Raw genomic sequence first — 14,931 nt, forward strand, 5'->3', positions numbered from 1 at the left:
AATGAAAAAAGTAAAAACAATTACAGTGTTAGCACTAGCAGGACTTATGATATTTGCCGCAGGCTGTGGAAGTACAGCTAAAAAAACTCAAACAAAAAAGGCTACAACAAAGGTTAAAAATACAGTAGATGCTTCTGGAACAATACAATCTTCAAATGTAGAAAACATAATAATAGATAGTACAGCAGCACAAGCTATAGTAAAAGTAAAAAATGTAGATGTTAAAGAAGGACAAATAGTTAAGAAAAATGATACTCTTGTAGAAATGGATGGATATAACTCAAATAAAGATGAGTCTTATATAAGTGGACAGAATATAATATCAGATATGGATAATGCAGTTGTAACAAATATAAGTTATCAAAAAGGTGATATATTAACTGCAGAGAAGAAAGTTTTAGAACTTCAGGATTTAAATAGCCTTTATGTAAAAGCAAAAGTAGGAGAAGAATTTATAAAGGATGTACAGGTTGGAAAAACAGTTACTATAACACCAGCATATGATACATCAGTAAAATTAACTGGAAAAGTAACAAGAATAGGAAACGAAGTACTTTCAAATGATAGCACAACAGCTGGTGTACAGAGTAGTTCTTCAAGTGGAGAATCAAGTGTACCCGTGGATATATCTATAGACAATAATAATGGAAAGTTATTCCCAAATTATAATGTTGATGTTGAAATACAAAAATAAAAATGTTTTATCTTTATAGGTATATAAAATTATGTATCTATAATTAATATAAATTAGTGAAGACATTTATAATGTTTTCATACTCCCCCAAAAAATCCCGACTTGCCCATCGGGATTTTTGTAATAATTAAAAATACTATATTAAGAATGTGAGGAGTTTTATGAGTAACATGGTATTAGAAGTAATAAACTTAAAAAAGTACTATAAAAAAAATAAGGCAGTTGATGGTATATCTTTTCATCTTAATTCAGGAGAAATAGTTGGACTTACAGGACCTAATGGAGCAGGAAAAACTACAACTATAAAATGTATACTCGGACTTCTCAGGAAAACTGATGGAAAGGTTTTCGTAGATGGTATAGATAGTACAAAACAGGAATCAAAATATAAACTTGCATACATACCGGAAACACCAGATATATATCCTATGCTTACTGTTTGGGAACATTTGAAATTTATTGCATTAGCTTATTATATAGATAATTGGCAGGAATATGGAGAGGAGATATTAAAGAAATTTGACCTTTGGGATAAAAAGGATAGCCTTGGAAGCAACTTGTCTAAGGGAATGAGACAAAAACTATCAATTTGCTGCGCTCTTTTGCATAAACCAGATGTATTTTTAGTAGATGAGCCTTTGATAGGTCTTGATCCTAAAGCTATAAGAGAACTTAAGGATGCCTTTAAAGCACTGCGAGCTGAAGGAAAATCTCTTCTTATCAGTACACATATGCTTGATACTGCTGAAGGGCTTTGTGATAGAATAGTTGTTTTAAAGAAGGGAACTCTCATTATGGAAGGAACTATAGAAGATTTAAGACACAAAGTTAATGCAGGAGAAGATACTTCTTTAGAGGATTTATTTCTGGAGGTAACAGAGGATGAAAAAGAATAATCCTATACGTGATTGTGTAAATTTGTCGTATATAGAATTTTTGAAGTTTAAAAATCATCTTAAGATTACTATGACACATCCCTTCACAGCAATAAAAACTGTGTGGTCATATTTGTTTTTAATATTAATGTTTACGCTGCCTTTATTTAATGGAAGGAATTCAAAAAAAAGAACAATTGTTGATATTTCGGTTAAAGATAATTTTACACTTAACATTATTTCTTTAATTGTAACCATGATAATTTTAATTGTTTTCTTCTATTCAATATATTCTGCTGCAAATAAATATAGGCCAAGCCAGTTCAGTGTATCTGATGCAAATTATCTTTTTTCATCTCCAATTGAACCAAGAACAATATATTTGTGGACTATGATTAGAAGCATTATTAGCGGTATTAGAACAATTTTATTTTTTATAGTTATATATCTTTTATATGGAGTTAGATATTATAAGATAAATTTGAGCAATTTTGTGTATGTTGCTTTTGGCTTATTATTTTTAACTCTGTTTTTAAAATCACTTTCATTTTTTATATATTCTGTGTGCATGAAATTTAAAGTGGGTAGAGTAATTAAAGGTTTTGTATATGTGTGTATGATAGTATCAGGAGCATATGTGGTAGGTTCTATAATATATAAGCATAACATTGTGAAAGGATTATTTTGGAGCCTTAACGGTAATATAATTAGCAGTGTACCAGTAATAGGATGGACAAGAGATGTTTTGATTTCACCTTTTTTTTCAGGATACAATCCTATATACAAAGTTATTGCATTATTTATCATAGCTCTAGTGTTCTTCTCTTTAGCGGTATATTTTGCTGAGGATTATTACGAAGAAGCAGTGGAAACTATTGAAGTTATAGAAAAAAATAAAGAAACAATAAAATCTATAGATAATGATGAAATTATAAATGATATAGATGGTGAAAAAGATAGAAAAGCCAAGGCTGTAAAGGATAAATTTCAATTTAAGGGTGCTTGGGCTTTTATATGGAAAGCAAATATTGTAAATCAAAGAACGTCTACTAATGTGATTAGGTATATATCCTGGGGGTTAGCATTTGGTATTTCTATGTTTGCGGCATATTTAGGACGGAATACGAGTTCAAGTAAAATTTTAGAAGGGTATCTTACAACTGCACTTGTTATGGTAACTTCAGGCGGAATGAGTGTAACTTCATTAAAATATGAAAGAACAAAACAGTATTTATTTATAGTACCAGGCAATGCGTGGGAAAAAATAGTTTCGCTTCATTTCTTCGAGTTCATAGGGAATTTTATATTTGATTTTTGTATTGTACTTCCTATTGTAATTATGAATAGAAGAGTTAGTTTATTTGGCTCTTTATTTTTACTTTTTGCATTATGGGGTACATATATAATTACAGTGTTTAATAAATTCTTAATAAACTTAATTATGCCTTCTTTTGATGATGAAAAAAATGGTTTCTTAATGACGGTATTTGATATACTTGCATTTGCACCGGCTGGAATAGTAGCAGGGGTTATAGGATATTTTGTATTTCATAGCTTAGTTTGGGGTTTAGTTATATATTTTTTTGGACTTTTGGGCACTGGAGCATTGTACTGCTTGTTTATGGATAAATTATTTGCCTCAGTAGAAATGAAATAATACATTTTTAATGCAGCAAAGTGCTAATGAACATTGGATTTAATTACATTTTAATGAAAAATATAAAAAAAATTAGTAACAAGTATAAAAAAATGATTTATTTAGTCGACAATTATAGTGTTAAGAGCTTTATATAGGGTAAAATTATACATTGGAAACTATGAAAAATTTCTTTTATTTGGGCACCTTAGAAATTTTGAGTTAGTGGTGCAACCGGCCAATAATACGAATTTATTGTTTATTGGAGGAGTGCTAGTTTGAAGAATGTTAAACCTTATGTTCTTAAATTAATTATGAAAGCATTAGGAGGTGAAAAGTTAGAAACCCAAAACTTTGATGTTTTACGTAAAATGTTTAATGTGTTTTTAGATTTAAAGACTAGATTGGTTGAAAATAAAAATAATATTAAAGATGAAATTTATAAGTTAGATGAAAACGTAAAAATAAATAATTCGAATATGATTGAAAACGAAAGATCGGATAAGTATACAAAAAATATTATCATTAATGTATTGGGTAATATAACTTTCATCCCCCCCAACTTTCAAATAAATTAATCATATAAATGAGGAGCACTCTATATGCTTTAGTTAATATATTTTTAAAAGTTATTCCTGAATGTATTATGATAATAAATTAATGATGATTTAAAACTTTACCATAGAAAAAATAAATATAATAAAAATTGAGACATCTATTTTGGGTATTAGAATTTAATTATTAGAAAAGAAAAGCAACCATTAGCTAGAAATCATGGTCGCTTTTCCTTTTTAGGTACCTATAGTTACTTAATTCCAAACATAAATCTAAATACGTTGAACCTTTTCAATACCTCATAGGTTATTAAACTAGCTGCAAGTGAAAGGCATATAATTATAATATATTGAAGTGCAAATATGTTTGTTAGTTTTAAAATAAAATATGCAAATATAACAATGTAAGTTTGATGAACAATATATATGGTGAAAGATGCATGTGAAAAATAAGAGAGAAAATCTATTCTGAAATTTAAATATTTTTTACCGAAGCCTAAAAATGTAAGCAATGAAACCCATATGGTAAAGTAATATATTAATGAAAAAATTATTCCAAGCAGAGTAAAACCTGTCTGCCAGCCTATTGAAGTTATTTCAATGAAAATTATTATATATCCAATAATTGAACACATAAGGTAGAAAATTTTGTGACTTTCAATCATATCGAAAATATTATCATCTGAAGCTATTAAAAAACCTAAAATTACAAAAATTCCATATATAAATATATTTTTATTGGCGATGCTTGGAACTGCTGAAACTACAGTGATTGGAATACATATAAGTAGTATTTTAAATGGTGTTTTAAGCAATTTGCTTTTGAATGTTGAAAGTTTTCTCATAATTGGCAAAGTGATTAAAGAAATAATGAATAAGTATAATATAAACCATAAGGATCCAGGTGTAAAACTTCCGTGATATCCATTTAAATCAGAAAAATCAAAGAAAAATCTTTTCAAATAGGCTATAGAGTCTAAAGTGCTGCCAGAGTGAGATTTATAGGCAAAGTATCCTTCTGGTGGTAGAAAAATGATTATTCCAAATACAAGAGGAATAAATAGACGCAGAAAACGCTCTTTTAAATATTCTTTATTAGAGCGCTTTTTTAGCGAAAAGTAGCAGGACATTCCTGCGAGCAAGAACATAAGAGGCATAAACCATAAAGAGGAATCTACTAGTGCAGTGCAAAACACATTTGGCTTTCCTTGAATATAATTTGCTTCGTTAGCATTAAAAATTCTAGCAGTGTGGAAAGGAAGTAAATACAGTATGCAAATAGCTTTTAACCAGTCAATATAATTTTTTCTCATAAAATAATGTCTCCTACATTTTTATTTTGGAAGTTCTTTGTCAAATAAAGCAAAGAAGTTTTCTATGTTTTCTTTGTCTTTTAAATTTCCATATAAATTTATAGTAAAGGTCATAATGTTATTATAGCTTGTTAATGCTAATTGAAAATACGGTTTGTATTTCATTGATCCAAACATAATAGCGTTTTTAATTGTGGTACTTTGAAAACAAAGCTTTTTAGAGTCCAGGATACCAATATTGGTCATGCCTATTAGCGGATTTTTAAAACCATTTTTAAGTAATTTCTTAGCATGACTGTAGTTAAACAATTTAAAGAGCAGTGAAAGTTTAACAAAAGCATTTAGTCCAATAAAATTTTCCTTTTTTAAACTCATGTTTTCATGAACTTTTTTCACAGTATCATCAAAGGCATCATTAGGTTCATAGTGTATATTGCTAATAACGGTAGCAGTAAGATTTATAAGTGCATTAATGTTTTTATCTTTTAAATGTTTGCGCATATCTACGGCTACTGATATACTGAGTTCGTTTTTATTTAAAATCTTATAAAGTACCCTGTAGAAAGCAGCAAGAGTTGCATCATTAATTGTAACACCGTGATTTTTACAGTATTTTTTAATAGATAAAAACCTATCTTCTGGGATTTCATGTGTTAATATAAATGGTTTCACTTCTTTTTCAGTACTCATAGGAAAATTTAAATTAATAAAACCATTGCTTTCTTTGCTTTGAAAGATAAAGGTTTTAAGCTTATCTTTAAAGCTAAATTGTTTGTTTATAATATTTATGCTTCTATCTCCATTAAGAATATAGTTTGGCTTATAATCAGGATTTTTTAGTAAATTCGAATACAGACTGCACAGTGAATAAAGATATTTTTTAAAACCAGCAGCATCACATACCATGTGATTCATAAGAATGCCTAGGGAATCATTGTTTGAACTAAATAAACAAGCCTTCATTTGGGGACCAGTGGCTTCATTAGTTCTTGAGGTTATAAATGAATCAAATTCACTTTTAGTATTTACAAAAGTTAGTACATTTTTGAAACTTGAACTATCTATTTTTTCCCAGTAGGGTTCTTTGACATTCTCTACGTATTTGCTGCTTAATATTGGTGCAATATCTAGCATAATAATTATAGCTTTTTCTAAAATGGCTTTATTAATATTGACATCAAAGTTTATAATGCAGTGAAGATTATGATCGTTGAATTTATAAGTTTCAAAAAGAAACTGAAGTTTATCAAAAATTTCAGATTTAAATATCATATTTTATTCATCTCCCTTTTGTATTAGGATTAATTGCAAATAATGTTCGTATTATTGGAGTACGCTTTATAATTTCATAGCTCAGAAAAGTCATAGGCACTGAGCAAATTAGAATGACCGTATATTGTAATGGAATATAAGACAGTTTTTTTAGACTATAATTAATATAACTTGTCTAGTTCACTAGTTACGAAATTTAATAAATTTCTTTTTTCACTTTCTGGTAGCCATTCAATAAGTCTAGCTGCTGCAATTGGAAGTTCCCATTGCCTAATTTGATTTATATTTACTTTTGAAATATTTATATATTCTAAATAAAGCTTTTTTCTAAAAAAATTTATAAGTATTTTTTCAATGTTAGATTTCCTTGGAATATCTCCGAATTTAAGCATCACTGATGTTCTTGCCACATCTGCAAGTGGATTACCTTTTGCAGCAGTCATACAATCAATTATTACTGCTTTGTCTTTCATTATTAATAGGTTGTCTGGATGAAAATCTCCATGGAATAATATATTATCATTTGCAAGTTTATCAATATATTTATATAATTTTTCTTTTATATCATCAGATAATAAATCTGCTTTTGATATATTTAATTTAAGTCTATCCTTATATTCAGGTAATTCAAAATTAATTTTTTGCTAAATTGATTTGTGTAATCGTGCTAATCTATGAGCTTCTTTTGATAGTTTCCATGGTTTAGTTGATAGTATCGTAAGCATTGTTATTCCATTAATTCGCTCATATATGATACCGTTTCTGTTACTTATTTCAACAAAATCATAAACTTTAGGACTTGAAGTTATCTTTTTATTAATTTCTAGACTGGCGTTATATTCTGCTTCACTTAGTGATTTAGGAATTCCAGGTCTAAAAAGTTTTAAAATTTTAACTTCTTCCCATTCAAAAATTTCAGCTGTCCTGCCTTGACCAATTAATTTTCCGGGTTTCAATTGTATTACCTCCAATTTATTATGCATATAGACTTATTATACAAATAAATGTTATTATTATATGTAAAATGGGACAATTTTGGACTGGACAAATTGTTTGGAGGTATATGCGTGGAGAATAAAATATTATTTGGAGATTTACTTGGGGAACTCCTTACACTTAGAGGATGGACAGCTTCTAAATTATCAATAGAAATAAATGTTGACGCATCTTATGTTAGAAAGTGGGTTAGGGGTGAGAGAACACCTTCACTTAAATCAAATTACATTGAAAAAATATCTAATTGTATTTTAAAGGGCTTAGACACGAAAGCTTACGAAAATTATATAGAAGACTTGGGATATGAAATACAAGCAGATATTTTAGATATAATGCGGGAAGCACAAATAAATTCTTTGACGGCAAATAAAAAATACCATACGGCGATGAAAAAAGAAAATAAATTAAGCAAAATACCACCATTTGTAAAAGGAAAAGAGGAAGTTTTTAAATATGCTACAATAATTTTTAATGCTGCTATTAAGAACAGGAAACCAAATAGAAATATATTTATAACCTTTCAAGGTGAAAAAGATATACTTGATGGATATGAAAAAACTCACCAATATTTTTTGGATATAGTGTCTAAAGTACTGAGAGTTGGGTGGAAAATAGAACATCTTTGGAGATTAAAAAGCAATGATACACGGATTGCTACCCTTGTAAGAAATATTGTGGAATTTAGTGAAGTAAAAAAACGATATGAACCTAGATATTTTATAAAGTATGGCACAATAACTCCACCTCTTGAATTTATTGTATTTGAAGACCTGGCAGCTATACTTTTTGTGTCAGATGAAACTAATGATTACATAAGCTCAGCATTTTTTTATACAAATGAAGACGAAATAGATACCTTAAAAAAACATGTGGAATTGATGTCCCTTCAGACAATGCCTATTATAAATTACAATTATGATAGAAGTTTGAAGGATATTATAAATAAAGATGGTGACGTATTCTCTCTTGATATGGATGGGAGGCTTATACTCCATAAAAAAAATGTGGAAGAAGCATTAAATAAATATAAGATAAAAGAAATAATTGTTCCGCGTGATATTAATAATGATGAAACATTGATATGTTTCAAGAATATGCTTAGGTTACTTGAGAATTGTCCTAATTATGAACTTGCGGTAGTAGATAAAGTACCATCAATAAAAAATATTCCTAAATTTATGATTTTAAAAGAAAACGTAAAGTTATTAATGAATATGGGTGAGCAAGAATTCAGTATAGAAGAGCCAATTACAATTGGAGGCTTTAAAGATTTTTTTACGAATCTTTGGGATGAAATTCCACCTATAAATAGGAGCAGAGAATACACGATGGAATGGCTTAAGAAAAGGATAATTTAATTAAAAGAACTAAGATTTATGATTAAATTATTATAAATGGTTATTGACTTAAGTCAGTCAGTAGCGTATAATAAAAATGACTTAAGTCAGTCAATTGTATTTTGGAGGTAAAACTATGTCAAATGTAAATGAAATGGAAAGTGGAAATATCAAAAAACTTTTATTGAAATTTTCTGTACCATCTATAATATCTATGCTTGCAAATGCAGTGTATAATGTTTGTGATAAAATGTTTGTTGGTATTGGAGTTGGAGTCCTTGGAATTTCGGCTGTAACTATATCATATACTGTAACTTTAGTAATACTGGGATTTTCTATGCTAGTTGGATTAGGGGCAACTTCACTTGTTTCAATAAATCTTGGACAAAATGATATTAAAAAATGTGAAACTATTGTTGGCAATACATTTATTTTGTCCTTTATAGTGTCTATTATCTTAATGATTTTGGGTTATAGCTTTTTAACACCTATGCTTGCATTGTTGGGAGCAAAGGGAAAGGTTTTAAGTTATGCAGTAACTTATACAGGCATAATAATTTTAGGAACTCCTTTTCAAGTTTTAAACTGTTCTATGAATAACATTTTAAAAGGTCAGGGAAAAGCTAAGATGGCAATGGTTAACTGTTTAATATCAATCATTTTAAATATAATCTTTAACCCATTGTTTATATTTGTATTTCATATGGGGATCGCAGGTTCTGCTGTTGCTACAGTGATTTCAACAGCAATTGGTGCAATATTTTCTACATCTCCTTACTTTGCAAAAAATTCTAACATAAGAATTCATTTCGAAAATTTAAAACTAAAAAAGGATATTATTATTTCATCGTTTTCAATAGGAACTTCCGGATTTGTAATGGTGGTAGCGCTAGCACTTATAAACATTATTATAAATAAGCAGTGTTTAGTATATGGTGGGAATATGGCTGTAGCAGCTTTTGGTATTATATATAATGTTAATATGCTGGTTTTGATGCCTGTAACTGGTATTAATCAAGGAGTTCAACCTATAATAGGATATAACTATGGAGCAAAAAGATATGGTAAAATACTTAAAGCATTTAAATTGTCTGTTTTATTTGGAACCATTATTTCTTTAATTGGATTTGTTTTATTTGAAGTATTTAGCAAAAATATTTTTTATGCTTTTGGGCAAGGAACTAAGGAGCTTATAGTAATAGGAGTACCTGCTATGAGATTATATTCAATGAGCCTTCCTATACTTGGATTTATGATCTTGGGAGCAAGCTATTTTCAGTATGTTGGAAAAGCAAAATATTCAATAATTTTGATTATGCTTAGACAGGTTATTGTAATTATGCCAATGCTTATAATATTGCCTAAGTTTATGAAAATTACAGGATTATGGATAGCAACACCTATTACAGATTTGATTTCAGTAATAATTCTTTTGGGTTTCATATGTCCCGAAATAAAAAAGTTAAGTTCTTTAGGAAATGCAGAAGCAGTACAGTGTAATGATTGATTGACTTATGTCAATCAACTAATTATAATTAAGTTAAGGTATCTGAAAAAACGTTCAATTGGAGGAATTAACTTGAGAATTTCTAAAGATCCAGAAGAAAGAAAGAATGAATTAATTGATACAGCAGAGGAGCTTTTTTCAACCGTTGGATATGATAAAACTTCAGTAAGCGATATAGTAAAGAAAGTTTCAGTAGCTCAGGGAACTTTTTATTACTATTTTAAATCAAAAGAAGATATATTTATGGCGATTTTCACCAGAAACTCTGAAAAATTGCTTTTGGAAATGAAAGAAAAAGTAAAAGAAAAAAATATTAATGCTGTAGAAAAGCTAATGATAGTAATAAAGTTATATATTGAATCAAAGGAGGACAGCGCTGGCAGTAAACACAAAATTGTTGAGACACTTCATAATGACGAAAATACAAGCCTGCATCACAAGATAATTGTAGAGGAGATAGTTACTAAGCGATCTATGCTTACCAGTATTATAAAACAGGGAATAGCTGAAGGTATATTTCATACAGATTATCCAGAAGAAGCAGCTGAATTCATACTTACTGAATTATATTTTGTATTTGATCCTGAAGTTTTTGGATTTAGTAATGAAGAAATTTTCAAGAAATCAGAAGCTTTAGCAGATATGGTTGAGAAGCTTTTGAGTGTACCTAGAGGAACTTTTATGAGTAAGATTGTACAACTAAAGGAGTCATATAGTAAGAATATAACTAATTTATAGAGTTTAATATTATAATTAATTGTGTACTAGAATTTATATTTTATAATGGTATCACAAAATTCTTTTAAATCTATAAGGTGATTCTCAATTATTTCTTTTACAACATCGAGATTTATGGTTTGATAGTCATGTACGGCTATATTTCTAAAGCCAACCATGCTTTTTAAATTTTTTGCAAGCTTGGAATCGATAATATTGTTACTATATAATACATCAAAGGCATCGCGACTAGTTTGGGGGATTCCAAGTTTCTTTTCTGAAACTATATGCATTGCTAGATCAATGCAAGCTTCACAGGCACGTTGAATGTTTAATATTATTGAATCTTGCTTAGTGTAGTCACTTAAGTTTTTAAAGTTATTATTGTATACATCATTAATTCTATTTACACATCTTTCAATAGTAGATATTTTATTATAAATAACATCATTACCCATAAATATTCCCCCTCTTTTTAATGCCGTCCAATATGTCTTTTCTTTCTTCATTTAATAAAGCATAGTCTTTAAAAGCATACATTTCAAAGTACATTCTCTTAGTGTTATCGCTGCAATATACAACTTTGCCATTTCCAACAATTTGTGCTTTAAATACAGTTGATGCATTTTTTAAATTTATTAAATCCACATCTCTTTTTATAATATCAGCAATATGATTTGCTAGCATAAATATTTCATAGTTTGATAAAACTGTATTACTTAAATATGCTATATCAATGTCGCTGTCTTCTCTAAGCTCATTCCTAGCGGCTGAACCAAATATATATATTAGTGTAGGCTTTACGTTTTTGGTTAAGATATCAATAATATCTTTGACGGCTTCTTTATTTAAACTTGATAACGGCATATTAAAATCACCTCTTTAATATATTATATCATTATTTTGAGGCTTTTAGTCTAAGCTAAGCAATAGTATTTTGAGCCTAGTTTTATTTAATGTTTTAAACTAATGCTACTTCACATACAAGAATCTCTAACTATCAAAGGAGCATCAACAAAAACTGAAGTCGGTTTTTCAAGTTTTTGGCTTAGCATATCAGAAATAAGCTCAATACATTTACCAGCCATTTTTTCAATAGGTATATCAACTATAGTAATAGGTGGTGTGCTGAATTTAGTATATTCATTATCAGTCATGCCAATAGAGATAATTTCCACATTTTTGGGTACAGATATTCTTTCTCTATTCAATACGTTTAGTACACCTAGGGTTATGCTGTCCGAGTTGCAGAATAAAGCTTTTGGTGTGTCCTTTATTTTTATAAACTCTTCTCCAGCAGTAAATCCACCATGCAGTGAATTATCAGCTGATATAATGTTTTTATGTGAAACGTCAATGCCATTTTTCTCGCATGTTTCAATAAAACCTCTATTTCTACAATCCATGGCTCTGTTTAAGGATTTAGTGAGTATAGCAGCAGCACTTTTGTGACCATTTTTTAACAATAGTAGGGCTGCTTTTTCTCCCATTCTATAATTATCAACATTTACAGAAGAATACTTATCTGATAGGCGATTGAATAAAATTATAGGAAGCTTTAAATAACTTTTGTTTAAATATTCCATATCTGAGTTTGATATATTTGCTATAATTGCAGCATCAAAATTATTTGGTGTATTTATACCTTTTTCAAGATGTAGGTAGTTGGTTTTGTAAGGGCAGATTACAATATTATAACAGTAGTTTAATTTTATAAGTTTATCTTGAAGACCCTTTAAAAAGCGAGATATTATATTTACATGAATGTCAGATGACCAATATAAAGCTATTATAGGCTTATTGGGTGCGGCCTGATTTCTAAGCTTTCTGGCTAAAATATTAGGATGATAATCAAGTTCTTTTACAGCTGACATAACTTTCTTTTGAGTTTTTTCAGTGATATTTCTTTTAGCTGAGTTGCCATTTAAAATTATAGATACAGTGCTTGGGGAAACACCGGATAATTTCGCAACATCTTTTATTGTAGCCATATTCTCGCTCCTTACTAATGTGATAGAAAATTTTTATAATTTAATCTTAGTATATATTTTTGCATAGTTTGTAAGAAAAGTAAATGCTACTGAATTTGTTATTGCAAGTGTAATAAAACATTTAATTATTTTCTGATGCTAAAGATAATATATAGTCTTTAAACTTTTTTGTAGTAGGAGACAACTTCAAGCTTTTAAGCCAACCCATGTAAATTGTTTTATAGCCTATATCTTCTTTTATTTTTATGATTGAGACCGTATTTGTGTTAATAAGTGGTGAGTTTGGAACTATAGTAATGCCGGCACCAGCTGCTACAAGGCCACCTAGCATACTGGCTTCATTGGGCTCAATAGAAATTTTAGGTGTATAATTTATAAATTCAGCATAAGAAAGCTTCTTATTATTACTGTCTTTATCACAATATACAATAAAGGATTCATTTTTTAGGTCTTTTAAAGAGACTTCTGTTTTATTTGAAAGAGTATGATTTTTAGGAACAATTAAAACGTAATTTTCCTTTTTTATTGGGACAGATTCAATTTCAGGGTAATTACTAATAGCTTTAACTTCATCATAAAAGCCTAGACATATTTTTTTATCACGTATATGTTTTAGTATTTGAGAAGCTGATTCATTACTGAATTGAAATTTGGCTTCGGGATAAGAACTTAAAAAATTACTTATTATAAATGGCAAAAAGTATGTTCCAATGCAGTAAGTAGAAGCTATTGAAATAATGTCTTTATCCTTATTTATCATAATTTTTAGTTCATTAATTCCAGTTTCTATTTCTAGTAGTGCTGAGGATGCATGTCTTAAAAATGATTTACCAAAACGAGATAGTTCTATAGTACGCCCATTTCTTTCGAATAAAGTTACGCCTAATTCATTCTCTAATTTAGAAATTGCTTTGCTTAAGGCTGGCTGAGTTACAGAAAGTTCATCAGCAGCTGCAGAAAAGTTTTTAGTTTCAGAGACTTTTTTGAAATATTGTAATTGTTGAAGATTCATATGTATACTCCTTATCAATAACTTTTAGTTATAATAGTGTGAATATAATTAATTGGACACAACCAATTTTACAGTGATATAATAATGCTTGTATAAAAATATTTCTTATAAAAGACACAAATCAATTATAAATTTTATTTATGAATATGTCAAAATATTAAGTTATAAGGAGAGAATATTGCTATGATGAAAGTTGATACGGAAAAGTGTGTAGGATGCGGCCAATGCGTTAAAGATTGTTTCCCACGAGATATAAAAATAGTTGATGGGAAGGCAAATATAGATAATGTTACTTGCATTAAGTGTGGACATTGTATTGCAATATGCCCTAAAAATGCAATATCAACGGATGAATACAGCATGGAAGATGTAAAAGAATATAATAAGGATGAATTTTCTATAGATGCAGACAGGCTTCTTAACTTTATAAAATTTAGAAGAAGTATAAGACGCTTCAAGGATAAAGATGTTGAAGATGAGAAACTCCTTAAAATTATAGAAGCTGGAAGGTTTACTCAAACTGCAAGCAATATGCAGGATGTATCCTATATAGTAGTTAAAGAGAAACTTCAAGAACTTAAGAAATTAGTTTTTGAAAGTCTGAACAATGCCGGTAAAAAAATACTTGAAAATTTAACGCCTGAAAATATGATTTATAAAAGATATGCTGAGATGTGGATAAACATGTACAATGATTATAAAGAAAATCAAGAGAATGATAAAATCTTCTTTAATGCGCCAGCAGTTATAATTGTAACGTCAGCTGCCAAGGTTAATGGGGCACTTGCATCGTCTAATATGGAGCTTATGACTGATGCATTAGGTCTTGGCACTTTCTTTAGTGGATTTTTTATAAGAGCAGCAGAAGGAAATAAAAAAATAAGAGAACTTCTTAGAGTTAAGGATGGCAAAGAGATAGTAACATGTATGATAGTGGGGTATCCTGATGTTAAATACAAAAGAACAGTTCCAAGAAAAGCAGCGGACATAAAGTGGCAGTAAAAATATTGCTAAGTAATAGTATTTT

At 29.0% G+C, this 14,931-nt stretch carries 16 protein-coding genes and 1 riboswitch; of the genes, 8 read left to right on the top strand and 8 right to left on the bottom strand.

All coding sequences use genetic code 11. From position 1 onward, the window contains the following. Position 1: 1 nt before the first annotated feature. From BEE63_RS10985 to BEE63_RS11000, 4 genes are all read left to right on the top strand, one after another. On the top strand, positions 2-694 hold the full coding sequence (locus tag BEE63_RS10985) for an efflux RND transporter periplasmic adaptor subunit (protein WP_066021423.1): 693 nt from the start codon (positions 2-4) through the stop codon (positions 692-694). Between the two features lie 161 nt (positions 695-855). Further along, positions 856-1,590, top strand: coding sequence for an ABC transporter ATP-binding protein (locus tag BEE63_RS10990; RefSeq protein WP_066021424.1), 735 nt, complete (start codon positions 856-858; stop codon positions 1,588-1,590). After that, complete coding sequence (locus BEE63_RS10995; protein WP_066021425.1) at positions 1,577-3,226, top strand: putative ABC exporter domain-containing protein; 1,650 nt, start codon at positions 1,577-1,579, stop codon at positions 3,224-3,226. The genes BEE63_RS10990 and BEE63_RS10995 overlap by 14 nt, the downstream gene beginning before the upstream one ends. 144 nt (positions 3,227-3,370) lie before the next feature. Beyond that, positions 3,371-3,454: riboswitch (cyclic di-GMP riboswitch) on the top strand. A 29-nt stretch (positions 3,455-3,483) separates the two neighbouring features. Beyond that, the gene (locus tag BEE63_RS11000; protein WP_066021426.1) at positions 3,484-3,783 is read left to right on the top strand and encodes a hypothetical protein; all 300 of its coding nucleotides are present in this window, start codon (positions 3,484-3,486) and stop codon (positions 3,781-3,783) included. 227 nt (positions 3,784-4,010) lie between these two features. Here the strand turns inward: BEE63_RS11000 and BEE63_RS11005 are convergent, their stop codons facing one another. The 4 genes from BEE63_RS11005 to BEE63_RS22145 form a co-directional block, all read right to left on the bottom strand. After that, a complete protein-coding gene (locus tag BEE63_RS11005) occupies positions 4,011-5,072 on the bottom strand; it encodes an acyltransferase family protein (RefSeq protein ID WP_066021427.1) in 1,062 nt (353 codons plus the stop codon). Between the two features lie 21 nt (positions 5,073-5,093). After that, positions 5,094-6,344, bottom strand: a complete 1,251-nt coding sequence (locus BEE63_RS11010; RefSeq protein WP_066021428.1) for a condensation domain-containing protein — start codon at positions 6,342-6,344, stop codon at positions 5,094-5,096. A 161-nt stretch (positions 6,345-6,505) separates the two neighbouring features. Then, positions 6,506-6,982, bottom strand: coding sequence for a phosphotransferase (locus BEE63_RS22140; RefSeq protein WP_347464730.1), 477 nt, complete (start codon positions 6,980-6,982; stop codon positions 6,506-6,508). A gap of 6 nt (positions 6,983-6,988) precedes the next feature. Next, on the bottom strand, positions 6,989-7,300 hold the full coding sequence (locus tag BEE63_RS22145) for a hypothetical protein (RefSeq protein WP_242874787.1): 312 nt from the start codon (positions 7,298-7,300) through the stop codon (positions 6,989-6,991). Positions 7,301-7,411: 111 nt separating this feature from the next. On the opposite strand from BEE63_RS22145, the gene BEE63_RS11020 reads away from it, so the two are divergent. The 3 genes from BEE63_RS11020 to BEE63_RS11030 all read left to right on the top strand — a co-directional run bounded on the left by BEE63_RS11020 (position 7,412) and on the right by BEE63_RS11030 (position 10,922). After that, a complete protein-coding gene (locus BEE63_RS11020) occupies positions 7,412-8,698 on the top strand; it encodes a helix-turn-helix domain-containing protein (RefSeq protein WP_066021429.1) in 1,287 nt (428 codons plus the stop codon). A gap of 115 nt (positions 8,699-8,813) precedes the next feature. Next, complete coding sequence (locus tag BEE63_RS11025) at positions 8,814-10,184, top strand: MATE family efflux transporter (RefSeq protein WP_066021430.1); 1,371 nt, start codon at positions 8,814-8,816, stop codon at positions 10,182-10,184. A 72-nt stretch (positions 10,185-10,256) separates the two neighbouring features. After that, entirely contained in the window at positions 10,257-10,922 is a 666-nt protein-coding gene (locus BEE63_RS11030) for a TetR/AcrR family transcriptional regulator (protein ID WP_066021431.1), read from the top strand. A gap of 26 nt (positions 10,923-10,948) precedes the next feature. Here the strand turns inward: BEE63_RS11030 and hepT are convergent, their stop codons facing one another. The 4 genes from hepT to BEE63_RS11050 form a co-directional block, all read right to left on the bottom strand. Beyond that, complete coding sequence (hepT, locus tag BEE63_RS11035; protein ID WP_066021432.1) at positions 10,949-11,359, bottom strand: type VII toxin-antitoxin system HepT family RNase toxin; 411 nt, start codon at positions 11,357-11,359, stop codon at positions 10,949-10,951. Then, complete coding sequence (gene mntA / locus BEE63_RS11040; RefSeq protein ID WP_066021433.1) at positions 11,352-11,768, bottom strand: type VII toxin-antitoxin system MntA family adenylyltransferase antitoxin; 417 nt, start codon at positions 11,766-11,768, stop codon at positions 11,352-11,354. Before mntA ends, hepT begins: the two co-directional genes overlap by 8 nt. A gap of 110 nt (positions 11,769-11,878) precedes the next feature. Next, the gene (locus BEE63_RS11045; RefSeq protein ID WP_066021434.1) at positions 11,879-12,892 is read right to left on the bottom strand and encodes a LacI family DNA-binding transcriptional regulator; all 1,014 of its coding nucleotides are present in this window, start codon (positions 12,890-12,892) and stop codon (positions 11,879-11,881) included. Positions 12,893-13,013: 121 nt separating this feature from the next. Further along, positions 13,014-13,904 (bottom strand): LysR family transcriptional regulator, encoded by an 891-nt coding sequence (locus tag BEE63_RS11050; RefSeq protein WP_066021435.1) that lies wholly within the window; start codon positions 13,902-13,904, stop codon positions 13,014-13,016. A gap of 183 nt (positions 13,905-14,087) precedes the next feature. Between BEE63_RS11050 and BEE63_RS11055 the strand changes: the two genes are divergently transcribed. Continuing rightward, complete coding sequence (locus BEE63_RS11055; protein WP_066021436.1) at positions 14,088-14,906, top strand: nitroreductase family protein; 819 nt, start codon at positions 14,088-14,090, stop codon at positions 14,904-14,906. Positions 14,907-14,931 lie beyond the last annotated feature (25 nt).

Origin of the sequence: Clostridium pasteurianum, assembly GCF_001705235.1 — a bacterium.
Taxonomy (GTDB): domain Bacteria; phylum Bacillota; class Clostridia; order Clostridiales; family Clostridiaceae; genus Clostridium_S; species Clostridium_S pasteurianum_A.

What these genes read in the sequence shown, in the direction of transcription:
- BEE63_RS10985 (WP_066021423.1), top strand. Translation starts at nt 2, where the DNA reads ATGAAAAAAGTAAAAACAATTACAGTGTTAGCACTAGCAGGACTTATG.
- BEE63_RS10990 (WP_066021424.1), top strand. Translation starts at nt 856, where the DNA reads ATGAGTAACATGGTATTAGAAGTAATAAACTTAAAAAAGTACTATAAA.
- BEE63_RS10995 (WP_066021425.1), top strand. Translation starts at nt 1,577, where the DNA reads ATGAAAAAGAATAATCCTATACGTGATTGTGTAAATTTGTCGTATATA.
- BEE63_RS11005 (WP_066021427.1), bottom strand. Translation starts at nt 5,072, where the DNA reads ATGAGAAAAAATTATATTGACTGGTTAAAAGCTATTTGCATACTGTAT.
- BEE63_RS11010 (WP_066021428.1), bottom strand. Translation starts at nt 6,344, where the DNA reads ATGATATTTAAATCTGAAATTTTTGATAAACTTCAGTTTCTTTTTGAA.
- BEE63_RS11025 (WP_066021430.1), top strand. Translation starts at nt 8,814, where the DNA reads ATGTCAAATGTAAATGAAATGGAAAGTGGAAATATCAAAAAACTTTTA.
- hepT (WP_066021432.1), bottom strand. Translation starts at nt 11,359, where the DNA reads ATGGGTAATGATGTTATTTATAATAAAATATCTACTATTGAAAGATGT.
- mntA (WP_066021433.1), bottom strand. Translation starts at nt 11,768, where the DNA reads ATGCCGTTATCAAGTTTAAATAAAGAAGCCGTCAAAGATATTATTGAT.
- BEE63_RS11045 (WP_066021434.1), bottom strand. Translation starts at nt 12,892, where the DNA reads ATGGCTACAATAAAAGATGTTGCGAAATTATCCGGTGTTTCCCCAAGC.
- BEE63_RS11050 (WP_066021435.1), bottom strand. Translation starts at nt 13,904, where the DNA reads ATGAATCTTCAACAATTACAATATTTCAAAAAAGTCTCTGAAACTAAA.
- BEE63_RS11055 (WP_066021436.1), top strand. Translation starts at nt 14,088, where the DNA reads ATGATGAAAGTTGATACGGAAAAGTGTGTAGGATGCGGCCAATGCGTT.